Here is a 22317-nt window from a genome sequence, read left to right as displayed (position 1 = left end):
GAAACGGAACGGTTCGTTGAGGGCTTCGCGACCGGTGAAGCTGAGGACTTGCAGGTCGGCGTTGGCGCCTCCAACAGTGAAGGTAATGTGGCTAGCGTTTGCATCCAGCATGCTCGACTCCATCCATTGGAAAAGCTGTGCCGATGTTGCAACAATCCAAAAAGCCGATCAAGCGTCCGAACGTGCCATAAATCGGCTATTACCATTCCACTGAATGGACGGCGTACACACTCAGTGAGCCGCCTCAAGCCGATGGGACCGAGCGTCAGTCACCGCTATTACGGCGCCGCTCAATGCCATCCGGGTTGCCAGTGTCGAGCAACCTTCTTTCCACCAGAACATTCTCCAGCGCCTGACGCTCGACCGGCGCCATTTGGTGTTCACGTTTTTTCAGCTCCAGCAGAATCGGGCTGGACCAGTTGCGGTAGGTCTGTTCGATGTTGCGACGCGACGTCATCAGTCTCTCCTTGATCAAGAGCCAAGTGTTGCGGGCAGGGGCTCAATCCGATGAGGTATTAACGTTAGTCGACGAACGCCGGCTGCGCGAATGTCTACGTCCGTTTCGGAGCTGTCGAAGGCTGCGATCTGTTAAAGATCAAGATCAAAAAAACGCAGCCTTCGGCCTCTCCTGGAGTGGGGTGTATTGTGTGCGAATGGCGCTGCACGATCACGATCGGCTGCGGTCGTACTCTTCGAATGGGCGTATCACTTGTGGAGATCCAATGAGCCAGGAAGTCCTGACCACCGAAACCAACCGCCGCCAGTTGCAGCAGATCATCGCCGGGCTGTCCGACGGGGTGATTCTGCTGGAGCTGGATCAGAGCATTCTCTGGGCCAACGAAGCCGCGCTGGCCATGCACGGTGTCAAGCGGATCACCGATCTGGGCCACAATGCCGACGAATACGCCAAGAAGTTCAACCTGCGCTATCGCAATAATCATTCGATCACCGCCGAAAACTACCCGATCAGCCGGGTAGCGCGCTGTGAGAGTTTCAATGACGTGCTGATTGAAGTCTCGCCGACTGACGATCCGGAACGCATCTGGGTGCACAGCGTGCGCAGCATGATTCTCACGGACCGCGAAGGGCAGCCCGAGTCGCTGGTGCTGATCATGAGCGACGTCACCGATTGGGCCAACGCCGAGCAGCGCTTCGAAAGGACCTTCAACGCCAACCCCGCACCGGCGGTGATCTGCCGCCTTAGTGATCTGCGTTACATCAAGGTCAATCCGGGGTTTCTGGAAATGACCGGGTACACCCGTGAACAGGTGATTGGCACGTCCTCTTATGAAATCGACATTTTCGAGCAGGCCGAACACCGGGATCTGGCTATTCAGCGCCTGCGCGACGTCGCGACCATTCCGCAGATGCAGGCCGAGCTGCGCCTGCCCGATGGCAGCAGCAAGCAGGTGATCGTGGCCGGTCAGCCGCTGACGCTCAACGATGAAGATTGCATGTTGTTTTCTTTCGTCGACATGGAGATGCGGCACAAGGCCGAGGTGGCGTTGCGGCAGAGTGAGGAGCGTTTTGCCAAGGCGTTTCGCCTGACGCCGGTGCCGATCCTGATTTGCAGTGCCGACGAGCAGCAGGTGATCGACGTCAATCAGGCGTTCCTCGAAACCCTGGCCTATGACAGCGAAGACGTGCTCGGCAAAACCGTGACGCAGTTGGACTTTATCGACGACAGCGTTGCGTGCACGCGGTTGCTGGCGGCGCTGGCGAAAAACGGCCGGGTGGATCGGGTCGATGTGCGGGTGCGCAAGAAGGATGCGGATCTGCTCGAATGCGCGCTGTCCGCTGACACCGTGAATATTCAGGACACACTGTGTTATTTGCTGGTGCTGATGGACATTACCGAGCGCAAGCGTACCGAGCTGGAATTGGTAGCGGCGATTGAAGAGGTGATGAAAGATGCGTCGTGGTTCAGCCGCACGCTGATCGAGAAACTGGCCAATGTGAAGAAGGTCAATTCGCCGCAACTGCCCAGCGTTTCGTTCACCGATCTGACGGCGCGTGAGCGTGATGTGCTGGGGTTGATCTGTGAAGGGCTGGCGGACAAGGAGATCGCTGCGCGGCTGAAACTGGCGCCGAACACGGTGCGCAATCATGTCGCCACGGTGTATTCCAAGCTTGATGTGCACAGCCGCAGTGAGGCGATTGTCTGGGCGCGCGAGCGTGGATTGTTTTCCGGGGAGCGGGGCGCCAAGGGCCAGCGATGAGGTGCAAATGCACTAGTTCAGCAGGTGCAAATTGAGGTGTTGGCGGTCGACGGCTGTTCTTAGTCTGGCGGGGTGCGATACGAGTTTTTTTCTGGCTCGGGATCGCGGCCCTTTGCAGTCGTTATAGGAACAGTCTGATGATGAATGTTGCGCAGTTGCGCACGCAGCTTGAACGCAGTTTTTCGCCGCTGGCGTGTGAGTGTCTGGTGGATGGCGATCATTCGCTGACCGTGAAGCTTTTTCACCCGGTTTCGGGGCAGGTGGATCTGGTCATCAGTGGGCTGAAACTTAATGCGCTGCGGACGCCGGAGTCGGTGGATGCTTTGATTGAAGAATTGCGGTATGAGCTTGAGAGCAACACGTTGCGTTCTTCTCGGGATCCGGATTTGGCTTAGGCCTTTTGGGGTTGGGGTTGGGGTTGGGCTTGGCGGCCTTTGGGCCGACCATGCTCTTGGGTTTTGGGTGTATATCCGTTTCTTTCGGGGTTGCGGCTGGCGGTTTCGCCCTTACGGCGAGGCACTTTTTCCAGACGCCGAAAAAGTACCCAAAAAGGCTTGCCGCAACGTTCGGCCCGCTCGCTGGGGCTCGGGGTTCCTTCGCTCCGGGATCGATCCGGGGGCAGCGCCTACGGTTTGCTTCGCTGCACCTCCTCTCGCTGTGTTTGGCTGCGCCAAACGGTCGCTGCGCTCCCACCCCCGGATCAATCCCTCCACTCAGCCTGCCGACGCGGCCGGTGAATCAAGATCAAGAGCTGCAGCCGAGCTAACGCTCATCCTGTTGAGTGGTGAGGAGCGGAAGCGATGTGCGGTGGGCGCTGTGCGGTGTGCGCTGTTGTGCTGTTGTGCTTTGGCTTTTCGGTGGGAGCGAGCCTGCTCGCGAAGGCGGCCTGACAGCCGACCAGTCTCGATCGGACCAGCGATGAGGTCTTGTCGGGCAGAGCGCATTCCAATCTGCCAATCTTTTCGAATCCCAACGCAAAATCGACAGCCACTTTCTCCTGATCCGGCCGATTCACTGGCGCTTGCGGGGGGCTCGGCTATAAAGAATGAGTGGTCAGGTCTTCCGTGGTCGGTTCGGTCGCGGGAGTGGCTCTTCCATTCATCGCGGGTCGTCCTATGAACAATCTTGGGAAACGCGTGTTGTCGTTGGCTTTTTTTGCAGTGTTGTTGGCGGGTTGTGCCAGTCCGCCACCCCCTCCGCCGGCAGCGCCGCCGCCACCGCCGGAGCGTACGTGTCAGGTGCTCGAAAACACTGAGGTCGCCGGTGACGTGTACGCCGACGGGCAGGTGACTCGACACATCACGACCACCCGTTGCGTCACGCAATAGCGCCGGCGGGGCGTCAGTCCCGGGTTGAGTGGATTGTGCTGGTGGCCGATCTGGCCGGCGTGGTGGTGTTTGCCGTGCGGCAATGCGCAGTCAGCTCGACTTGCCCGGGGTGATGGTGATTGCGTTTGGCGGCGTGGCTGGCGGGGGCGGGATGTTTGCTGCTGTGTTTGCTGCCGGTGCCTTTCAGTTGGCAATTACCGAAAGTCCTGGTTAACCCCAATCCCACCTAGGAGCTGCCGAAGGCTGCGATCTTTTGACTTTGATTTACTCAGATCAAGATCAAAAGATCGCAGCCTTCGGCAGCTCCTGCAGGTTCGATTTCAGATCCGGATCAGGACAGGAACCCACCATCCACATTCAGCGCAACCCCGGTGGTGTAGCTCGAAGCATCACTCGCCAGGTACAACACCGCACCGGCCATTTCGCTCGGATCGGCCACGCGTTTGAGCGGGATCTGCGTCAGCGCTTGCTTGAGAATCGCATCGTTCTTCACCAGTGCCGAGGCAAACTTGGTGTCGGTCAGCCCCGGAAGCAGGGCATTGCAGCGAATGCCGAATTGCGCGCATTCCTTGGCGAAGACCTTGGTCATGTTGATCACCGCCGCTTTGGTCACCGAGTAGATGCCCTGGAAGATCCCCGGCGAAATGCCGTTGATCGACGCGACGTTGATGATGCTGCCACCACCGTTTTCGCGCATCAGCTTGCCGGCTTCGACCGACATGAAGAAATAGCCACGGATGTTCACGTCGACGGTTTTCTGGAACGCACTCAGATCGGTGTCCAGCACATTGCAGAATTGCGGATTGGTCGCGGCGTTGTTGACGAGAATGTCGAGGCGGCCGAACTGCTCCTTGATCCCGGCAAAGACCTGGCTGATCTGCTCCATTTCACCGATATGGCAGGCCACGGCCGTGGCTTTGCCGCCGGCGGCGATGATCGCGTCGGCGACGTGCTGGCAGCCGTCGAGCTTGCGGCTCGAAACGATGACATGGGCGCCTTGCTGGGCCAGCAGTTTGGCGATGGCTTCTCCGATGCCACGGCTGGCGCCGGAAACGAAAGCAATTTTACCGTCGAGGTCGAACAACTGAGTCTTGGACATAAGGGTTCCTGGGTGTGGGCCGTCAGAGGCTCGATTTCGCAATGACCTGCAAGCTCATCTGCTCCAGCAGTTTGTTCATGTGAATGAACTGCGCGAAGCGTTTGTCCTGGGTCTGACCATGGTAGAAGCGGTAGTAGATCTGCTGCACGATGCCCGCCAGGCGGAACAGGCCGTACGTGTAGTAGAAGTCGAAATTGTCGATCTGGATGCCCGAACGTTCGGCGTAGTAATCGACGAACTCGCGGCGGGTGAGCATGCCCGGCGCGTGGCTTGGCTGGCGGCGCATCAGTTGCACCGGCGCCGGGTCACCGGCTTCGATCCAGTAGGCGAGGGTGTTGCCCAGGTCCATCAATGGATCGCCGAGGGTCGTCAGTTCCCAGTCGAGCACGCCGATGATCTGCATCGGGTTGTGCGGGTCGAGGATGACGTTGTCGAAGCGGTAGTCGTTGTGAACGATGCTCGAGGTCGGATGGTCGGCCGGCATCTTGTCGTTGAGCCAGGCTTTCACCGCTTCCCAGTGCGGCGCATCCGGGGTCAGGGCTTTTTCGTAGCGCTCGCTCCAGCCTTTGATCTGACGGGCGACGTAGCCTTGCGGTTTGCCCAGATCACCGAGGCCGCAGGCGTTGTAGTCGACGCGGTGCAGTTCGACGAAACGGTCGATAAAGCTTTTGCACAGAGCTTCGGTCTTTTCCGAGTCGAGGCCCAGTTCCGGCGGCAGCTCGGAGCGCAGGATGATCCCTTTGACCCGTTCCATCACGTAGAACTCGGCGCCGATCACCGATTCGTCGGTGCAATGCACGTAGGCTTTCGGGCAATACGGGAAACCGTCGCGCAATTGATTGAGAATGCGGAATTCGCGGCCCATGTCGTGGGCGGATTTGGCCTTGTGGCCGAACGGTGGACGGCGCAGGACGAATTCCTGTTCCGGGTATTCCAGCAGGTAGGTCAGGTTCGACGCACCGCCGGGAAACTGGCTGATCGCAGGTGTGCCGCTGAGGCCGGGAATGTGCGCCTTGAGGTACGGATCGATCAGGCTGGCATCGAGTTCTTCGCCAGAGCGGATACGGGTGGACTGGTCAGTAAGCGCCATGCTTATCCCTTCTGCTTATTTTGGAGGCCAGACATCATTGGCTAATCTAATGGCGAGCTTGGGTTGCCACAAGCGCGAGTCGGTCTTATAGGCTAGCGTGTTGCCCGATAATCACCTTTGGGAATGTGCGCGAAAAGTCGCGGCTGACCAGGTTTTAGCGCAGGTGCCATGGGTAAAAGGGAAGGCTGAGGCGAGCGCTCCACAAGTGGTTCGGCGTGCTTCAGTGCACGCGCTGGTTGTTGAGCTTCGGTGGTAACGCAATGGGCGTCAGTACCGGTTCGCCCGAAAAAAACGCCATGAGATTTTTGCCCACCAGTTCCACCGTGCCTTGAGTCGCTTCCGGTGACAGGCCGGCGACGTGTGGCGTCAGCAGCACGTTGCTCAGGGTTTTCAGTGCATCCGGTACTTGCGGCTCGTGGTCGAACACATCCAGTGCGGCGCCGGCAATTTTGCGTTGTTCAAGCGCTGTGATCAGATCCGCCGTGGCGATCACACTGGCACGTGCGATGTTGACGATAAAGCCCTTCGGCCCGAGCGCATCGAGCACCGGGCGGGTCACCAGGTGCTGCGTACCGATGCCGCCAGGCGTGGCGATGATCAGGAAATCCGAGGCCCGCGCCAGTTCGGTCGGCGTCGAGCAGAACGTGTAAGGCGCATCGTTGCGCACCTGGCGGCTGTGATAACTGATCTCCATGTCGAAGCCGAGGTTGGCGCGTTTGGCAATCGCCATGCCCACGGCGCCGAGACCGAGAATCCCCAGGCGCTTGCCGGCCAGCGAAGGGCGCATGATCTTCGGCCATTCACCGCGGCGTACCGCGGCGTCACAACGGGGGATATCCCGGACCAGCGCCAGCAACATCGCCATCGCGTGGTCGGCCACCGACGAGGCATTGACCCCGGCGCCGTTGGTAACAGTAATGCCACGGTTACTGGCGGCTTGCAGGTCGACCTGCTCGTAACCGGCGCCGATGACCGTGATGATTTTCAGCGCGGGCAGGGCGGCGATTTCATCGGCGGTCAGGCCCAAAGGGCCGCGGGTCAGTACCGCGTCGATGCGGCTGCCGTGTGTGGCGACGGCTTGTGCTCGTTCGGCGGGTGTGGGGGCGAGGATCAGGTGAAAACCCTGATGTTCAAGTATCGGCAAATAGTCATTGATGGTTTCAACCAGTACCAGAACGGTTGCGGGCATTGCGCGGCTCCTGTGGTCGTCGGCGGGTGGGTCGCGAAAATCGTTTCAGAGTGCTGAATCCGCAGCGGCTTGGCAATTGTTGTCATTCGCGCAGTGGTGCTTTGATTCTGGACGGCTTCGGGCAAGAAGCAAGGGGTGGCAGCACACCGGTGATCCGGTGTGCTGTCGGCATCATTGGGCCGCTTGGGCTTTGGTTTGTTCTGCCAGGGCAATCGGCTTGAAATCGTAGGTTGGATAAAACTCGGTGCGGTAACTGCCCCAAGCGGTGTTTTCCAGGGCGAGGTTCACTTCTGCCAACCGCGAGGCGGGGAAGCGAACGGTCACCACTTGGCCAATGCCCATCATGATATTCCAGCTCACCACTTCGACCCCGGCGGGGGGAAAGGTCTTGTAGAAGCCTTGTTGCGTGAGCTGAGCCTTGAGTTCGCTCAACGGACGTGTCTGATCATGTTTCAGAAACACGGTCAGCATCATGGCGTTGTCGGCAGTGGCGACAGTATTTTTGGCCGGTTGACTGGCGGCTTGCGCGTTGACTCCGGCGCAATACACCGAGGAAGCCAGCAACGTCGAGATCAGCAGGGTTTTGACGGTCTTTTGCATGTGAACTCCTGGTTTTATTGTTTGATGGCTGATCGGGTTTCTACGGTGCCGGTATATGGCGCGTGAACAACATGAATACGCACAGGAGGATTGCTGTCGATCATGTCGCGGGGGACTTCCCGAGAGTAAGTAAATTCACGGTCGTTCAATGTTTCCAGGCGTCTGACAATTGTTTTGGTCGGGCCGATATCGGGTACCAGGATGTGCTGTTTCTGGTCACCGGTGACAAAGAAATAACCGCCTCCACCATTGTTGTACTTTGATTCACCTGTATCGGTGTAAAAGAACTCATATCGATTACGTTCGGGATCCCAGGTTGATATCCCTACAACGCCGGGGTACTTCGCTTTCACGTCTGTTTCAGGCGCACCATCGATGTAGACCTTGGTGGTCAGCCATCGCGGCGAAGACGCCAGTTCGCGGACATCGGCGCTGGCGAGTGGGGTAAAAAGCAGTGCGGCCAACAGCAGGCCGGTCATTCTGTGCTTTTGCATGCTTTTTCCTCTTTTATCAAACATGGAAGGTTGTTTGCGATTGGTCTTTCGTTATTCAGGGCGTGAAAAATATAGGCCTGAAAAAGAGGATTGTTCAATGGCTGCGTAGTTGCTTGTAACAAATGGCTGTCATTTGGGTTTTAGTAATATTTCGTCGTGGTTTTATTAGGTGTTTTTGGCTGTAGGAATATTCTGAAGTATCGATAAATGAGGGGCTTTTTATGGGGGTGTTCTGTAATTCATAGCGCAGGTGGCATTAGATAAGTACACGCAGTTGTAGGACGGAGGATAAAGTTACAAATCCGTGATTGACGCAATCGCAGTCGGTGAAGTTGCGTCAATTTCAAGGAGTTTTCTTTAGAAACGCATCTGCGCGCTGTCGATCAACCGTACGAAGCGCCGCCGAGGGTTGCATGGTGACTGTTGATGATCGCCTCGGCAGGTAGCTGGCTGCCAATTGCGGGGTCAGGTGACGTACTGAGCAATGCCATTGCCGAATGACCAGTTTTCTTTTTTCACCTCGACCAGATTGATGAACACGTCCTCCAGACGTATCGCCAACTGTGTGTGCAGGCTCTCCGCGATGGTTTTGAACAGCAACTGCTTTTTCTCCACCGTGCGCCCCTCACTGATGGTGATCTGAATGAATACCACGCCGTCGCTGCGCTGGATCCCCAGATATTGCGGATCGTAGACGAGGTGCTGGCCATCGTGTTCGGTGAGGATCTGAAAGTTGTCGTGCTCGGGCACATCGATACAACTGCGCAGGGCGGCGTAGATCTGCTCACCGATGCGTTTGGCGAAGGTGGGGTCGGGGTTTTGTCTGATGTCGACGCGAACCAATGGCATGGGAAGGCTCCGCAGGGCAGGGGACTCCTCTCACGCTAGATCATGTGGGCCAAATTGAAAGGCACGGGTACTTGATCGCGAGGTGTTTTCTGAAAGGTCTCTGTATGAGGCTGCCTACCTGACTGGCGGATTTTGCCTACGAATTCGACAGATCCATCCGCTATCGGGCAGTTGATGAATGCGAAATCATGAGGGCACAGAGCAGCCCGGGCACTCAGTGCTAAACGCCAAGGAAGGCACATGCTTCAGAATGATCGAGAAAACCTGGAACTCGAAAGACTACAAAACGAATCCCGCAAGCTCATTGTCGAGAGGCGCAAGCTTATGGCTGAGGAAAACAAACTCAAGCGAGAAAGGTTCTGGTACCCGGTAGCCGTAGGTACGGGACTGCTGACTGCGATTACGGCTGTATTCGGGATATTGACCAAGCTTTGAATGAAACGCTGCAAGCATCATGGTTTGCGATCAGGCGTATCGGATGCTCAACAACGGTTTGCATAGCAGATTGATCTCGTGACTTCGCAAAGGACAATAAACATGTACACAGAAGATCCCAAGGCCAGAGTCGAACGACTTCGACGAGAGGACGCCGAGTTCGCTGAAGAGTCGAAAGGTCTGTCCCCTGCGGAGATTCGCTCTGAATTATTCAGGTTCGCCATGGGGGCAATGTTTGCGCTGGTCGTCATCACAATCGGAACGCTGGTTCTTCATTCGGTCTGAAATGTGTTCTTGAACTCGCACGGTCATACTAAAAACGACATTCGGCGTGTCTTTGCGCGACAGCCATTTTCCCGAAAACGACACCCTACTGATCTGCTCCGCACAACCATTCCTCAGCTAAGTCTTTGCTTCTGCTCATTTATCGCGGAGAATCGCGCCCCTGTTTCGGCCGGAGCATGTCTGTCGGTTTTTTCCGACGCGTCCTGACCGAGTGGCAAGTGACCGGAATGCGGAGATCCGACCGGATGAATGATCAGGCCAATAGCGTCGAAGAGCGCTTTGATGCAACAGCACCCGCTGAACTTTCGAGCTGGAATCGCCAGGACACCACCTGGATGTTGGGACTGTTTGGGACGGCCATCGGCGCCGGCACCCTGTTTTTGCCGATCAACGCGGGGCTGGGTGGCTTCTGGCCGCTGGTGATCCTCGCGCTGTTGGCATTCCCGATGACGTTCTACGCGCACCGTGGTCTGACCCGCTTTGTGCTTTCCGGTCGTGAAGGCGCCGACATCACTGAAGTGGTCGAGCAGCATTTCGGCATCAAGGCCGGTGCGCTGATCACCTTGCTGTACTTCTTCGCGATCTTCCCGATCCTGCTGATCTATAGCGTCGGCCTGACCAACACGGTCGCCAGTTTCCTCGAGCATCAACTGCACATCACGCCGCCACCGCGTGCGCTGCTGTCGTTCGTGTTGATCCTCGGTCTGCTGGCCGTGGTGCGTTGCGGTGAGCAGGCGATCGTCAAAGCGATGAGCCTGATGGTGTATCCGTTTATCGTCGCATTGCTGTTCCTCGCGGTGTACCTGGTTCCGCACTGGAACGGCGGCATTCTCGCCACGGCTTCGCACGTGCCGGCACCGTCTGCGTTGCTGCACACGCTGTGGCTGGCGATTCCGGTGATGGTGTTCTCGTTCAATCACTCGCCGATCATCTCGGCGTTTGCGGTGGATCAGAAGCGTCGTTACGGCGTCCACGCTGAAGAGCGCAGCTCGCAGATCCTGTCCCGCGCGCACCTGTTGATGGTGGCGATGGTGCTGTTCTTCGTCTTCAGTTGCGTGCTGACCCTTTCGCCGGAACAACTGGCCGAGGCCAAGGCGCAGAACCTGTCGATCCTGTCGTACCTGGCCAACCACTTCAGCAATCCGACCATCGCTTTCGCAGCGCCGTTGATTGCGTTTGTGGCGATCTCCAAGTCGTTCCTCGGTCACTACATCGGTGCGAGCGAAGGTCTCAAAGGCCTGATCATCAAAAGCGGTAAGCGTCCGGGTGCCAAGGCGCTGGATCGCATCGTGGCGGCGTTCATGCTGGTGATCTGCTGGGTCATCGCGACGCTGAACCCGAGCATTCTGGGCATGATCGAAACCATCGGCGGCCCGGTGATCGCGGCGATTCTGTTCCTGATGCCGATGTATGCGATTCGCAAGGTTCCGGCGATGGCACGCTATCGTGGTCAGGCGTCTAACGTGTTTGTTACGGCGGTAGGTCTGGTAGCGATTTCGGCACTGGTTTATAAGCTGGCGATGTAACGCGGATTCAATCGATAAGAACCGCTGTGCCTGCCCAGGCACAGCGGTTTTTTTTGCCCGGGAGCCGAGCTTGAGCGCGAAAGCGGTGAGTCATCAGCAATGATGTCGACTGACACTCCGCCATCGCTGGCTTGCCAGCGATGAGGCCCGAACAGATAACCACGCTCCAGCAGGCATAAAAAAACGCCGCACATCTCACGATGGGCGGCGTTTTTCATTGCGTTGTAGCGTTAGGCTTGAACGACCGGGATATTGGCGTTCGCAGCAGCTTCACGGAACTCGGCGATCTGGTCGAAGGACAGGTAGCGGTAGATATCGGCCGCCATGCTGTCGATCTTGCCAGCGTATTCCATGTACTCCTCGACGGTCGGCAGGCGACCCAGGATCGAAGCCACGGACGCCAGCTCGGCCGAAGCCAGGTAGACGTTCGCGCCGTCGCCCAGACGGTTCGGGAAGTTACGGGTCGAAGTGGAAACCACGGTGCTGTTCGGCTCAACGCGTGCCTGGTTACCCATGCACAGCGAGCAGCCTGGCATTTCCATACGTGCGCCAGCTTTGCCGTAGATGCCGTAGTAGCCTTCTTCGGTCAGTTGGTGAGCGTCCATTTTGGTCGGCGGCGACAGCCACAGACGGGTTGGCAGCTGACCCTTGACCTGATCCAGCAGCTTACCGGCAGCGCGGAAGTGACCGATGTTGGTCATGCACGAACCGATGAACACTTCGTCGATCTTCTCGCCAGCAACGCTGGACAGCAGACGGGCGTCGTCCGGATCGTTCGGCGCACACAGCACAGGCTCGTTGATGTCGGCCAGATCGATTTCGATGATTTCGGCGTATTCGGCGTCGGCATCGGCTTCCATCAGTTCCGGGTTGGCGATCCAGGCTTCCATCGCTTGGGCGCGACGTTCCAGAGTACGCGCATCGCCGTAGCCTTCGCCGATCATCCAGCGCAGCAGGGTGATGTTGGACTGCAGGTACTCGGTGATCGACTCTTTCGACAGCTTGATGGTGCAACCGGCAGCCGAACGTTCGGCCGAGGCGTCGGACAGTTCGAACGCCTGCTCCAGGGTCAGACCTTCCAGACCTTCGATTTCCAGGATGCGGCCGGAGAAGGCGTTTTTCTTGCCTTTCTTCTCGACGGTCAGCAGACCGTTCTGGATAGCGAAGTAAGGAATGGCATGAACCAGGTCACGCAGGGTGATGCCAGGTTTCATTTTGCCTTTGAAGCGCACCAGGATCGATTCCGGCATGTCCAGCGGCATAACGCCGGTGGCTGCGGCGAACGCGACCAGACCGGAACCGGCCGGGAACGAAATGCCCATCGGGAAGCGGGTGTGCGAGTCACCACCGGTACCGACGGTGTCTGGCAGCAGCATGCGGTTCAGCCACGAGTGGATGATGCCGTCGCCCGGACGCAGGGAAACGCCGCCGCGGGTCATGATGAAGTCAGGCAGGGTGTGGTGGGTGGTCACGTCGATCGGCTTTGGATACGCCGCGGTGTGGCAGAACGACTGCATTACCAGATCAGCGGAGAAGCCCAGGCACGCCAGGTCTTTCAGTTCGTCACGGGTCATTGGACCGGTGGTGTCCTGAGAACCTACGGTGGTCATCTTCGGTTCGCAGTAGGTGCCAGGACGAACGCCTTTGCCTTCTGCCAGACCGCAAGCCTTGCCGACCATTTTCTGCGCCAGGGTGAAACCCTTGGTGCTTTCAGCCGGGGCTTCCGGCTTCTTGAACAGATCGAACGGTGGCAGACCCAGTTCGGCGCGAGCCTTCTCGGTCAGGCCGCGGCCGATGATCAGCGGAATACGGCCGCCAGCACGAACTTCGTCCAACAGGACCGGAGTCTTCATTTCGAAGGTGGTCAGGACTTCGTCGGTGCCGTGTTTGCAGACTTTGCCAGCATGCGGGTACAGGTCGATCACGTCGCCCATGTTCATGTTGGAAACGTCGAACTCGATTGGCAGTGCGCCGGCATCTTCCATGGTGTTGTAGAAGATCGGAGCGATTTTGCTGCCGAAGCAGAAACCGCCAGCGCGCTTGTTCGGTACGTAAGGAACGTCGTCGCCGAAGAACCACAGCACCGAGTTGGTTGCCGATTTACGCGAGGAACCGGTACCGACCACGTCACCGACGTAGGCGATAGGGAAGCCTTGACCGCGCATTTCTTCGATCTGCTTCATAGGGCCGATGGCGCCCTGTTGATCAGGAACGATGCCGTCGCGAGCCATTTTCAGCATGGCCAGGGCGTGCAGCGGGATGTCTGGACGCGACCAGGCATCTGGAGCAGGGGACAGGTCGTCGGTGTTGGTTTCGCCGGTGACCTTGAACACGCGCAGGCTGATCTTGTCGGCCAGGGTCGGACGGTTTTTGAACCACTCGCCGTCAGCCCAGGATTGCAGCACTTCTTTCGCGTGAACGTTACCGTTCTTGGCTTTTTCCGCGACGTCGTGGAACGCATCGAACATCAGCAGAGTGTGCTTGAGTTGCGCGGCAGCGACTGGCGCCAGTTCGGCGTCGTCCAGCAGGTCAACCAGAGTGACGATGTTGTAGCCGCCCTGCATGGTGCCGAGCAGTTCTACAGCGCGCTTTTTGTCCAGCAGAGGGGAGGAAACTTCGCCCTTGGCCAGTGCAGACAGGAAGCCGGCTTTGACATAGGCCGCTTCGTCCACGCCTGGTGGAATGCGATTGGTGATCAGGTCAACGAGAAATTCTTCTTCGCCAGCCGGAGGGTTTTTCAGCAGCTCGACCAGGCCTGCTGTTTGTTCGGCGTTAAGCGGCTGGGGAACGATACCCAGGGCTGCACGCTCTTCGATATGTTTGCGGTAGGCTTCAAGCACAGTTATTACCCTCATCAGTGGTCCCAAATGGGTGTCCGGGACGCTCATCCCGAAATTGCCGTACTCATGCACCTCACGACGTTGTGGGTCGTTCGGCCAGAATTACCGGCAATTCCTTACAGAAGCTGCTTTCAAAGTTTTACGCCTGCAGAACGGGGAGCTGATGAGGGTTGGCGTTGGGCTTTTCCCCGCTGGAAAAACCCTTCGCCAACACCGCTCTGAAGGAACGACTGTGCTCGTGACGCTTTGAAAACAGCTTCTAACGGACATTGGCGCCTTAAAAGGCTGGCTGATTCTACGGCAAAAAAAATTTAAAGGTAAGTCGCGCTCTATTGGACTTTCGTGGCAATGCGCGTGCCCGTGCCAAACGCCGCGCGCGACTGAGACCCTGATGTTTGAGGGGTGATCAATGCCCGACAAAGGGCTAACATGCCGACCTGTTCCGCGTTTCAGTGTTTTGCCTATCTTATGCCCAATCAGACCATCAAGACCCCCTGTGTCGGCCTCTGCTCCACTGTTTACGGTGATCTGGTGTGCCGTGGCTGCAAGCGTTTCCACCACGAAGTGATCCACTGGAATGGCTACAACGAGGAGGAAAAGCGTGCGGTGTGGCTGCGTCTGGAGCAATTGCTGTCACAAGTGATGGCGGCCAAGGTCGAGATTTTCGATCCGGCGCGCCTGCGCGAACAGCTGGAGCAGCGCAAGATCCGCTTCGTGCCGCATCAGTCGGAATATTGCTGGGCTTATCAGCTGATTGCCCGTGGGGCGCGGGTGATCATTAATCTGGAAGCCTACGGGATGGTGTTGCTGCCGGAGTTTCGCGACTGGAATCTGCCGGAACTGCGCGATGCCATTGATCGGGAATTTTTCCTGCTGTCGGAAGCGCACTATCAGCGCTACATCGCCCCAGGATTCCTCAAAGACGCTTTTGGCGCCTGAAAAAGCAAAAGATCGCAGCCTTCGGCAGCTCCTACAGGTAGAACGCATTCTCATGTAGGAGCTGCCGAAGGCTGCGATCTTTTGCGCTTAATGCTTCACCGCCAGCTCCACCAGATGATCCTCAACCTCCTGCGGCTTGAGCACCAGTACATCGCTCTCCAGCGCATCCAGAATCACTTCCGCGGTATTGCCGATCAGCGCCCCTGACAACCCGGTGCGCGCCACGCTGCCAATCACGGTCACCGCTGCCTGCAGCTTGTGCGCCATGAACGGAATCAACACATCCGCCGGGCCTTCTTCAATGTGCAGATGCTCATCATCGACATCGAATTCCGCCTGAAACGCCCGACATTGTTCGCGATAGCGCGCTTCGATGGTTTCGCTCAGTTGCAGCGTCGGGTCGGCCGCCGACAGCATCGGAGACGGATGGGCGCTGATCACGTGCAGGTGCGCCTTGGCCAGGCTGGCAATGTCGAAGCCATGATCAATGATCGTCGTGTGCAAATGCCGGTGTTCGCCATCGGCATTACCCACATCGACGGCCGCCAGAATCACTCGATCCTTCCAAGGCGTACTGGTTTTCACCAGCAGCACCGGGGTAGGGCAGTGACGCAGGAGCTTCCAGTCCGCCGGGGTCAGCAGGGCTTTTTTCAGTGAGCTGTCCGGGTAGTGCTGCTTGATCACCAGCCCGCAACCCTCGGCCTGCTGCACATCGATGATGGTTTCGTGCAGGCTTTCGTTCCACGCCTGTTCGGTGGTCACGCTGTAGCCGTCGGCCAGCAGCGCGGCTTTGAGCACACTGAGCATGGCGGCGTGGTCGTGCTTCTTGTCGCACACCAGCAGGTGTAGATGGGCCTGGGTCACGCCAGCAATCAACTTGGCGCGCTTGAGCGCCAGGCTTTCCGAATGTTCGGGGTTGATGACCACCAGAATGCTGCGAATGGCTTGCATGAGCGGAGTCTCCAGCAAAGAAAAGGCACGGCGTTGCACAACTATAGTTGCTGCTCGATCGTGCGCGACTTGATGCATATCAACGCCAGCCGCTGGTGGTCTGCGGACAGGCCGGTATAATCGGCGGCCTTCGCTCGAACACCTTTTACCGTGAGCCCCATGATCCTTCCCGAAATCCACGAATTCCTTGGCTGCCGCACCCCCGACGCCTGGGTTCAGGCTGCCCTGGCCGATCAGGAAACCCTGCTGATCGACCACAAGAACTGCGAGTTCAAGGCCGCCAGCACCGCCCTGAGCCTGATTGCCAAGTACCATTCCCACGTCGATCTGATCAATATGATGTCGCGTCTGGCCCGGGAAGAACTGGTGCACCACGAGCAGGTCATGCGCATCATGAAACGGCGCAAGATCGAACTGCGCCAGCTCCACGCCGGTCGTTACGCTTCGGGCTTGCGTAAAGTCGTGCGCAGCCACGAGCCGGTGAAACTGGTCGATACGCTGGTAGTCGGCGCGTTTATCGAAGCGCGCAGTTGTGAGCGTTTCGAAGCACTGGTACCGCATCTGGACGAAGAACTCGGCAAGTTCTACTTTGGCCTGCTGAAAAGCGAGGCGCGGCATTTTCAGGGTTATCTGAAACTGGCCTATCAGTACGGCGATGCGAAGGATATTGCTCAGGTCATCGAAAAGGTCCGCGCCGCCGAGCAGGAGCTGATCGAGTCGCCGGATGAAGAATTCCGCTTCCACAGCGGTGTGCCTGCCACCGCATGACTCCGTGTAGGAGCTGCCGAAGGCTGCGATCTTTTGCTCTTGAAAAAGCCGGATCAAAAGATCGCAGCCTTCGGCAGCTCCTACAGATATAGCGATCAGTGCATGAATGTTAAAAACTCTTAAGAGTATGAAACATCACCGAAAACCGGCCCCAGCGGCCGGTTTTTGCTGCCTGGAACAAACGCCTGCGCCACGAAAGCCGCCATAATGCCGACCACTTCACACAAGGGCGGCACATGGTCGTTATGGATAACCTGGGTTTTGGCAAACTCCTGCTGGTGGAAGACGATGAGCGCCTCGCCGCGCTGATCGCCCACTTTCTCGAACAACACGGCTACGAGGTGCGCACGGTGCATCGCGGTGATCTGGCCGTGGCTGCTTTTCTGGAATTCAAGCCGAAAGTCGTGGTGCTTGACCTGATGTTGCCGGGGCAGAGCGGTTTGCACGTGTGTCGGGAGATTCGCAGCGTGTCGGACACGCCGATCGTGATTCTGACGGCCAAGGAAGATGACCTCGACCATATCCTCGGTCTGGAGTCCGGCGCCGATGACTACGTGATCAAGCCGATCAAACCACCCGTGTTGCTGGCCCGGCTGCGAGCGCTACAACGACGGCAGGTGCCGGACAGCAACGTGGTGAGCTTCATGGAATTTGGTCAGTTGAGCGTCGACCGCAGTTGCCGTGAAGTGCGACTGGCGGGCGAGGTTATCGAAATGACCACCATGGAGTTCGAGCTGCTGTGGTTGCTGGCCAGCGCGGCCGGCAAAGTGCTGTCGCGTGATGACATCCTCAATCGCATGCGCGGGATTGCCTTCGACGGGCTCAATCGCAGTGTCGACGTGTACATCAGCAAATTGCGCAACAAGCTCAAAGACAATCCCCGCGAACCGATGTGCATCAAAACCGTGTGGGGCAAGGGGTATCTGTTCAATCCGTTCGCGTGGGAGTTGTAGATGCTGCGGTTATTTTTCGGGCTGTTTCTGGTCATGACGTTAGGTCTGGTGCTGGCCTTGCAGACGGTCGAGCGTACCTTCGATGCCTTGCTCGATTATCAGATGCAGGACTACAACCGCGAGGCCGTGCGTGGGCAGGCATGGACATTGGGCCAGCAGTTGCGTGACCTCGACGGCCCGGCCCGGGAACAACAGCTGGAAACCATCCGCCCGCATTACGGTTTGGGGCTGACGCTGGTTGACGCCTCTGAACTGGCCCTGAGCGCCGAGGAAAAAGCCGAGCTGGCCAAAGGGCTGCTGGTGATCCGCGACAAGTACAACCAGTATATTTCCGCGATTGACGAAGGGCCGCAGTTGCTCAGCATCCGCTTGCCGGCCGAACCGAGCCTGATGCCGTTTTATATTGCCGCTGCCTACCTGATGATTGCCGTGTTGATCGGCATCGTCCTGTTTTTCTGGGTGCGTCCGCACTGGCGCGATCTGGAAAAACTGCGCCTGGCCGCCGAGCGTTTCGGCGATAACGACCTGTCGGTGCGCATCCAGTTGTCGAAGCGTTCGAACATCCGTGACCTAGCCGAACACTTCAACCTGATGGCGGCGCGCATTGAAGGGCTGATTGCCAATCAGCGGGAACTGACCAACGCCGTGTCCCACGAGTTGCGCACGCCGATCGCGCGGCTGTCGTTTGAGCTCGACCAGCTCAAGCAGCAGCCGGACGCCAGCCAGAACCGCGAGCTGATTGCCGACATGTACGCCGACCTCGGTGAGCTGGAAGAAATGGTCTCGGAACTGCTGACCTACGCCAGCCTTGAGCGCGGCGCGACGGTGATCAAACGCGAAAACATCGAGGCCGCCAATTGGCTCGACAGTGTGGTTGGCAGCGTGGCGCTGGAAGCAGAGGCGGCGGGGGTGCAGTTGCTGATTGCTGATTGCCGGATCGACACGGTGCGCATCGAACCGCGATTCATGGCGCGGGCGGTGATCAATCTGCTGCGCAACGCGATTCGTTATGCCGAGCAGCGCGTGGAGGTGACGCTGGAACGCACGGGCGATTATTACCAGGTGCGGGTCAATGACGATGGGCCGGGTGTGCCGGTGGATGGGCGGGAGAAAATCTTTGAACCGTTTTCGCGACTGGACGCCAGCCGGGACCGGCGTACCGGCGGGTTTGGCTTGGGCCTGGCGTTGGTGCGAAGAGTGTCGCAATCCCATGGCGGCCAGGTTGAGGTGGGTGATTCGCCTTGGGGTGGGGCGTCGTTCCGGATGACCTGGGCGCATCTGGATTAAAGCTGTGGCCTGTACCGGCCCCTTCGCGAGCAGGCGCGCTCCCACATTGATTTATGGCGCCGATTGGATTTTTGTCACACACAAAACCTGTAGGAGCTGTCGAGTGAAACGAGGCTGCGATCTTTTGATCCTGACCTTCAACGTCAAAACACCGCAGTTTCTACAGGGCAGCGCAGGTGGCGATTTAACGGGTCAGTCCGAGCCGTTCATGCCACTGGGCAATGGATTCCTCGGGGTAGACGTCGAACTGTTTGTCTTTCGCTTTAACCTCGACTTCCACCCAGGTTGCTTTCGAACCGAGCATCAGATGCGTGTGCTCCGGCGGCACCGGCAACGGCGTGTCGATGGCCGAGGCAAACGGGTGGATCAGCTCCGGCCATTCCGGGCTGAACAGCCACAGGCCGCTGCCGCACAGTGAGCAGAAATGCCGCTCGGCGCTGCTGCGATGGACGCGCTTGGCGCCATCGTCTTTCATCTTCGCGTGGTAGATGCTGATGTGTTTGCGCCCGCGCACCTTGAGGCTTGTTGCGTCGCCGCCGAGGTTGATCGCATAACCGCCGCCGCCCTGGGTCTTGCGGCAGATCGAGCAATAGCAGCGTTGATAAGGGTAGGGGTGGGTGCTGGTGAGGCTGAATGTGACCTCGCCACAATGGCAGGAGCCTTCGAGATGCATGGGTGCTCTCCCGTTTTGAATGTGCGATTGAGCCTAGAACATTCAGTGCGATGGCGACCGGTGTGATTCGACGGGCGGGCGCAGCGTCTAGCCCCAGTGTCCCCGCAATCCCATGGGGCGAGACTTCGGAACCCGGCATGCAAGCGCTGTTGAACGAGATTCTTGACGCCGTCCGCCCGTTGATCGGGCAGGGCAAGGTGGCTGACTACATTCCCGCCCTCGGCACCGTGCCGGCCAATCAACTGGGCATCGCCGTGTACGGCAACGACGGCGAGATGTACTGCGCCGGTGACGCCGAGACGCCGTTCTCGGTGCAGAGTATTTCCAAGGTGTTCAGCCTGGTGCAGGCGATCGATCATTCCGGCGAAGCAATCTGGGAGCGCCTCGGTCATGAGCCGTCCGGGCAGCCGTTCAACTCGCTGGTGCAGCTGGAATTCGAGCGCGGCCGGCCACGCAATCCGTTCATCAATGCCGGTGCGCTGGTGATCTGCGACATCAACCAGTCGCGTTTCGCCGCACCGACCCTGTCGATGCGCGATTTCGTCCGGCGTCTGTCAGGCAATCCGCAGATCATGATCGACGGCAAAGTGGCCGACTCCGAATACCAGCACCGCGCGCGCAATGCGGCGATGGCGTATCTGATGCAGTCGTTCGGCAATTTTCACAACGACGTCGAAGCGGTGTTGCGCAGCTATTTCAGTCACTGCGCGTTGCGCATGAACTGCATTGATCTGGCCCGGGCGTTTTGCTTTCTGGCCAACGACGGTTATTGCAAGCACAGCGGCGAACAGATACTCACGCGCCGGCAGACTCAGCAGGTCAACTCGATCATGGCCACCAGCGGGCTGTACGACGAAGCGGGCAACTTCGCGTACCGCGTCGGCTTGCCGGGCAAGAGTGGCGTCGGCGGCGGGATTGTCGCGGTGGTGCCGGGGCAGTTCACGGTGTGCGTGTGGTCGCCGGAATTGAATGCGGCGGGTAACTCACTGGCGGGGATGGCGGCGCTGGAGATGCTCAGTTCGCGGATTGGCTGGTCGGTGTTCTGACCCGATCTGCCAAACACCACAAAACCCTGTGGGAGCTGGCTTGCCAGCGATGAGGCCCTGTCAGTCACTATGAATTTGCCTGAACCACCGCTATCGCTGGCAAGCCAGCTCCCACAGGTTTCTTTAGTGTTTGAGGAGGTGTATTTCATCGAGTAATCCGCTACATTTTCCGGCCGCTCCCTGCATGGTGAATCCGCTTCATGTCTCTCGCGCTCGAACGTCTAGTCGCTGGCACGCCGATCCCTTTCGCTGGTAACCGCGTCACCGTGGTCAGCCCCGAACTGGCCGCGCGCTTTCAGCCCGGTGACCATCTGCTGGTCGAGCAGGTCAGTGGCGAGTTGCTGTTGATCCCCGTGGCGGATCAGCAAGCGGCGTCCGTGGCGATCGAGCGTGCGGCAGCGGCATTCACTGCGTTGTCGGCGGTGTCCGATGAGGCCATCAGCCAGTTTTTCGACCTGTTCGCGCAACGTCTGGAAAGTCCGGAGTGCTGGGCGCAGATTGAGTCCGCCAACCTGGCGGACATCGAGCGGGCCAAGGCGCGCGGTCGTTCCACCACCCGACTGCTCGCTGATGAGCGCATGCGCCGCGACATGATCGCCGGCCTGCGTGCCTGGCGGGATGCCGCCGCCACGCGGGGAAAAGTCATCAGCAGCGTCGAACACGATGGCTGGAAAGTCGAACAAGTGGTCTCGCCGCTGGGCATCGTCGCGTTTGTCTTTGAAGGCCGGCCGAACGTCTTCGCCGACGCGGCGGGTGTCCTGCGCACCGGTAACACCGCCGTGCTGCGTATTGGCAGCGATGCGTTGGGCACTGCGCAAGCCATCGTTACTCACGCGTTGAACCCGGCACTGGCCGATGCCGGTCTGCCGGCCGGTGCGGTGTCGTTGGTGGAAAGTGTCAATCATGCCGCCGGTTGGGCGATGTTCGCTGACCGACGTTTGTCGTTGGCGGTAGCGCGCGGTTCGGGGCGTGCGGTCAGTCAATTGGGCAGCATTGCCCAGCAGGCCGGCACCGCCGTCAGCCTGCACGGCACGGGGGGCGCGTGGTTGATCGCGGATCTCGCTGCCGATGCCAAACGTTTCGCCGCCGTGGTGCGCAACTCGTTGGATCGCAAGGTGTGCAACACCCTCAACGTGTGCCTGATCCAGCGTGATCGCGCGGCAGAACTGGTGCCGTTGTTTCTCGATGCGCTGCAACAGGCCGGCACCGCGCGTGGCCAGGGCTGCAAATTACACATCGTCGAAGGCAGCGAAGGCTGCTTGCCGGGTGAGTGGCAGAACGCGACGGTCGAGGTCTATCGCGCTGAGGGTTATCAGACTGAAGCACTGGCCGAACCCTTGGCGGAATCGGCGTTGGGCCGCGAGTGGGAATGGGAAGAAACCCCGGAAGTCAGCCTGATGATCGTCGACGATCTGGACCAGGCGATTGCGCTGTTCAACCGCTATAGCCCGCAATTCACCGTGTCTTTGATCAGTGAGGATGCAGCCGTACAAGAGCGTTTCTACAACGTGGTCAACGCGCCGTTCGTGGGCAACGGCATTACCCGTTGGGTTGACGGCCAGTACGCGCTGAACAAGCCGGAACTGGGGCTTTCGAACTGGGAGAGCGGGCGCTTGTTTGCGCGCAGTGCGATTCTTTCTGGTGACGGCGTGTTTACTGTTCGTAGCCGGATGACGCAGATCGATCTCACAATAAAACGCTGATCCCGTGTAGGAGCTGCCGAAGGCTGCGATCTTTTGATCTTGC

General features: G+C 58.6%; 24 protein-coding genes. 12 read left to right on the top strand and 12 right to left on the bottom strand.

Features of this window, described 5'->3' with window-relative positions; genetic code table 11:
• Both M9827_RS28020 and M9827_RS20000 read right to left on the bottom strand, forming a co-directional pair.
• On the bottom strand, positions 1-111 hold a 111-nt coding region (locus M9827_RS28020; RefSeq protein ID WP_502943462.1), incomplete at its 3' end, for a hypothetical protein.
• Between the two features lie 154 nt (positions 112-265).
• Positions 266-457, bottom strand: coding sequence for a hypothetical protein (locus M9827_RS20000; protein ID WP_250606780.1), 192 nt, complete (start codon positions 455-457; stop codon positions 266-268).
• A 265-nt stretch (positions 458-722) separates the two neighbouring features.
• On the opposite strand from M9827_RS20000, the gene M9827_RS19995 reads away from it, so the two are divergent.
• From M9827_RS19995 to M9827_RS27770, 3 genes are all read left to right on the top strand, one after another.
• A complete protein-coding gene (locus M9827_RS19995; protein WP_250606779.1) occupies positions 723-2219 on the top strand; it encodes a helix-turn-helix transcriptional regulator in 1497 nt (498 codons plus the stop codon).
• A 137-nt stretch (positions 2220-2356) separates the two neighbouring features.
• The gene (locus M9827_RS19990) at positions 2357-2614 is read left to right on the top strand and encodes a DUF1652 domain-containing protein (RefSeq protein ID WP_250606778.1); all 258 of its coding nucleotides are present in this window, start codon (positions 2357-2359) and stop codon (positions 2612-2614) included.
• Positions 2615-3531: 917 nt separating this feature from the next.
• The gene (locus tag M9827_RS27770; RefSeq protein WP_284676943.1) at positions 3532-3660 is read left to right on the top strand and encodes a hypothetical protein; all 129 of its coding nucleotides are present in this window, start codon (positions 3532-3534) and stop codon (positions 3658-3660) included.
• Positions 3661-3878: 218 nt separating this feature from the next.
• On the opposite strand, the gene M9827_RS19985 is transcribed toward M9827_RS27770, so the two are convergent.
• From M9827_RS19985 to M9827_RS19960, 6 genes are all read right to left on the bottom strand, one after another.
• Positions 3879-4646: an SDR family oxidoreductase gene (locus tag M9827_RS19985; RefSeq protein ID WP_034152479.1), complete on the bottom strand. Its 768-nt coding sequence runs from the start codon at positions 4644-4646 to the stop codon at positions 3879-3881.
• A gap of 22 nt (positions 4647-4668) precedes the next feature.
• Positions 4669-5736 (bottom strand): phosphotransferase family protein, encoded by a 1068-nt coding sequence (locus tag M9827_RS19980; protein ID WP_250606777.1) that lies wholly within the window; start codon positions 5734-5736, stop codon positions 4669-4671.
• Between the two features lie 220 nt (positions 5737-5956).
• The gene (locus M9827_RS19975; RefSeq protein ID WP_250606776.1) at positions 5957-6925 is read right to left on the bottom strand and encodes a 2-hydroxyacid dehydrogenase; all 969 of its coding nucleotides are present in this window, start codon (positions 6923-6925) and stop codon (positions 5957-5959) included.
• Positions 6926-7096: 171 nt separating this feature from the next.
• Positions 7097-7525: a hypothetical protein gene (locus M9827_RS19970; protein WP_250606775.1), complete on the bottom strand. Its 429-nt coding sequence runs from the start codon at positions 7523-7525 to the stop codon at positions 7097-7099.
• Between the two features lie 14 nt (positions 7526-7539).
• Positions 7540-8019, bottom strand: a complete 480-nt coding sequence (locus M9827_RS19965; protein WP_250606774.1) for a DUF4822 domain-containing protein — start codon at positions 8017-8019, stop codon at positions 7540-7542.
• Positions 8020-8484: 465 nt separating this feature from the next.
• On the bottom strand, positions 8485-8868 hold the full coding sequence (locus tag M9827_RS19960; RefSeq protein ID WP_250606773.1) for a tautomerase family protein: 384 nt from the start codon (positions 8866-8868) through the stop codon (positions 8485-8487).
• Positions 8869-9108: 240 nt separating this feature from the next.
• Here M9827_RS19960 and M9827_RS19955 point away from each other — a divergent pair, with 240 nt between their 5' ends.
• The 3 genes from M9827_RS19955 to M9827_RS19945 all read left to right on the top strand — a co-directional run bounded on the left by M9827_RS19955 (position 9109) and on the right by M9827_RS19945 (position 11114).
• Complete coding sequence (locus M9827_RS19955) at positions 9109-9303, top strand: hypothetical protein (RefSeq protein ID WP_095047463.1); 195 nt, start codon at positions 9109-9111, stop codon at positions 9301-9303.
• A 102-nt stretch (positions 9304-9405) separates the two neighbouring features.
• A complete protein-coding gene (locus M9827_RS19950; protein ID WP_250606772.1) occupies positions 9406-9588 on the top strand; it encodes a hypothetical protein in 183 nt (60 codons plus the stop codon).
• A 245-nt stretch (positions 9589-9833) separates the two neighbouring features.
• A complete protein-coding gene (locus tag M9827_RS19945; protein WP_250606771.1) occupies positions 9834-11114 on the top strand; it encodes an HAAAP family serine/threonine permease in 1281 nt (426 codons plus the stop codon).
• Here M9827_RS19945 and M9827_RS19940 read toward each other — a convergent pair.
• The gene (locus tag M9827_RS19940) at positions 11096-11332 is read right to left on the bottom strand and encodes a hypothetical protein (protein ID WP_250606770.1); all 237 of its coding nucleotides are present in this window, start codon (positions 11330-11332) and stop codon (positions 11096-11098) included. The genes M9827_RS19945 and M9827_RS19940 overlap by 19 nt on opposite strands.
• 12 nt (positions 11333-11344) lie before the next feature.
• The gene (gene acnB / locus M9827_RS19935) at positions 11345-13954 is read right to left on the bottom strand and encodes a bifunctional aconitate hydratase 2/2-methylisocitrate dehydratase (RefSeq protein ID WP_250606876.1); all 2610 of its coding nucleotides are present in this window, start codon (positions 13952-13954) and stop codon (positions 11345-11347) included.
• A gap of 468 nt (positions 13955-14422) precedes the next feature.
• Here acnB and M9827_RS19930 point away from each other — a divergent pair, with 468 nt between their 5' ends.
• Positions 14423-14893: a DUF1289 domain-containing protein gene (locus M9827_RS19930; protein WP_250606875.1), complete on the top strand. Its 471-nt coding sequence runs from the start codon at positions 14423-14425 to the stop codon at positions 14891-14893.
• 87 nt (positions 14894-14980) lie between these two features.
• Here M9827_RS19930 and uspL read toward each other — a convergent pair whose 3' ends face one another.
• Positions 14981-15844 carry a universal stress protein UspL gene (uspL, locus tag M9827_RS19925; protein ID WP_250606769.1) on the bottom strand — a complete coding sequence of 288 codons (864 nt, stop codon included), beginning with the start codon at positions 15842-15844 and terminating at the stop codon, positions 14981-14983.
• Between the two features lie 159 nt (positions 15845-16003).
• On the opposite strand from uspL, the gene M9827_RS19920 reads away from it, so the two are divergent.
• From M9827_RS19920 to M9827_RS19910, 3 genes are all read left to right on the top strand, one after another.
• Complete coding sequence (locus tag M9827_RS19920) at positions 16004-16612, top strand: MiaE family protein (protein WP_038366285.1); 609 nt, start codon at positions 16004-16006, stop codon at positions 16610-16612.
• A 245-nt stretch (positions 16613-16857) separates the two neighbouring features.
• Positions 16858-17565 (top strand): winged helix-turn-helix domain-containing protein, encoded by a 708-nt coding sequence (locus M9827_RS19915; RefSeq protein ID WP_093437091.1) that lies wholly within the window; start codon positions 16858-16860, stop codon positions 17563-17565.
• Complete coding sequence (locus M9827_RS19910) at positions 17566-18852, top strand: ATP-binding protein (protein ID WP_250606768.1); 1287 nt, start codon at positions 17566-17568, stop codon at positions 18850-18852.
• A gap of 184 nt (positions 18853-19036) precedes the next feature.
• Here the strand turns inward: M9827_RS19910 and M9827_RS19905 are convergent, their stop codons facing one another.
• Entirely contained in the window at positions 19037-19525 is a 489-nt protein-coding gene (locus M9827_RS19905) for a GFA family protein (protein WP_250606767.1), read from the bottom strand.
• A 137-nt stretch (positions 19526-19662) separates the two neighbouring features.
• Between M9827_RS19905 and glsB the strand changes: the two genes are divergently transcribed.
• Together glsB and M9827_RS19895 are read left to right on the top strand one after the other, a co-directional pair.
• Positions 19663-20571 carry a glutaminase B gene (gene glsB, locus M9827_RS19900; RefSeq protein ID WP_047301820.1) on the top strand — a complete coding sequence of 303 codons (909 nt, stop codon included), beginning with the start codon at positions 19663-19665 and terminating at the stop codon, positions 20569-20571.
• Positions 20572-20771: 200 nt separating this feature from the next.
• Positions 20772-22274: an aldehyde dehydrogenase family protein gene (locus M9827_RS19895; protein WP_250606766.1), complete on the top strand. Its 1503-nt coding sequence runs from the start codon at positions 20772-20774 to the stop codon at positions 22272-22274.
• Positions 22275-22317 lie beyond the last annotated feature (43 nt).

Source organism: Pseudomonas sp. AKS31 (assembly GCF_023634765.1).
Taxonomy (GTDB): domain Bacteria; phylum Pseudomonadota; class Gammaproteobacteria; order Pseudomonadales; family Pseudomonadaceae; genus Aquipseudomonas.
This window is presented reverse-complemented; position numbering and strand designations above follow the sequence as displayed.

Coding starts and splice junctions, on each gene's coding strand:
- M9827_RS20000 (WP_250606780.1), bottom strand. CDS start 457: ATGACGTCGCGTCGCAACATCGAACAGACCTACCGCAACTGGTCCAGC.
- M9827_RS19995 (WP_250606779.1), top strand. CDS start 723: ATGAGCCAGGAAGTCCTGACCACCGAAACCAACCGCCGCCAGTTGCAG.
- M9827_RS19990 (WP_250606778.1), top strand. CDS start 2,357: ATGATGAATGTTGCGCAGTTGCGCACGCAGCTTGAACGCAGTTTTTCG.
- M9827_RS19985 (WP_034152479.1), bottom strand. CDS start 4,646: ATGTCCAAGACTCAGTTGTTCGACCTCGACGGTAAAATTGCTTTCGTT.
- M9827_RS19980 (WP_250606777.1), bottom strand. CDS start 5,736: ATGGCGCTTACTGACCAGTCCACCCGTATCCGCTCTGGCGAAGAACTC.
- M9827_RS19975 (WP_250606776.1), bottom strand. CDS start 6,925: ATGCCCGCAACCGTTCTGGTACTGGTTGAAACCATCAATGACTATTTG.
- M9827_RS19970 (WP_250606775.1), bottom strand. CDS start 7,525: ATGCAAAAGACCGTCAAAACCCTGCTGATCTCGACGTTGCTGGCTTCC.
- M9827_RS19965 (WP_250606774.1), bottom strand. CDS start 8,019: ATGCAAAAGCACAGAATGACCGGCCTGCTGTTGGCCGCACTGCTTTTT.
- M9827_RS19960 (WP_250606773.1), bottom strand. CDS start 8,868: ATGCCATTGGTTCGCGTCGACATCAGACAAAACCCCGACCCCACCTTC.
- M9827_RS19955 (WP_095047463.1), top strand. CDS start 9,109: ATGCTTCAGAATGATCGAGAAAACCTGGAACTCGAAAGACTACAAAAC.
- M9827_RS19950 (WP_250606772.1), top strand. CDS start 9,406: ATGTACACAGAAGATCCCAAGGCCAGAGTCGAACGACTTCGACGAGAG.
- M9827_RS19945 (WP_250606771.1), top strand. CDS start 9,834: ATGAATGATCAGGCCAATAGCGTCGAAGAGCGCTTTGATGCAACAGCA.
- M9827_RS19940 (WP_250606770.1), bottom strand. CDS start 11,332: ATGAAAAACGCCGCCCATCGTGAGATGTGCGGCGTTTTTTTATGCCTG.
- M9827_RS19930 (WP_250606875.1), top strand. CDS start 14,423: ATGCCCAATCAGACCATCAAGACCCCCTGTGTCGGCCTCTGCTCCACT.
- uspL (WP_250606769.1), bottom strand. CDS start 15,844: ATGCAAGCCATTCGCAGCATTCTGGTGGTCATCAACCCCGAACATTCG.
- M9827_RS19920 (WP_038366285.1), top strand. CDS start 16,004: ATGATCCTTCCCGAAATCCACGAATTCCTTGGCTGCCGCACCCCCGAC.
- M9827_RS19915 (WP_093437091.1), top strand. CDS start 16,858: ATGGATAACCTGGGTTTTGGCAAACTCCTGCTGGTGGAAGACGATGAG.
- M9827_RS19910 (WP_250606768.1), top strand. CDS start 17,566: ATGCTGCGGTTATTTTTCGGGCTGTTTCTGGTCATGACGTTAGGTCTG.
- M9827_RS19905 (WP_250606767.1), bottom strand. CDS start 19,525: ATGCATCTCGAAGGCTCCTGCCATTGTGGCGAGGTCACATTCAGCCTC.
- glsB (WP_047301820.1), top strand. CDS start 19,663: ATGCAAGCGCTGTTGAACGAGATTCTTGACGCCGTCCGCCCGTTGATC.
- M9827_RS19895 (WP_250606766.1), top strand. CDS start 20,772: ATGTCTCTCGCGCTCGAACGTCTAGTCGCTGGCACGCCGATCCCTTTC.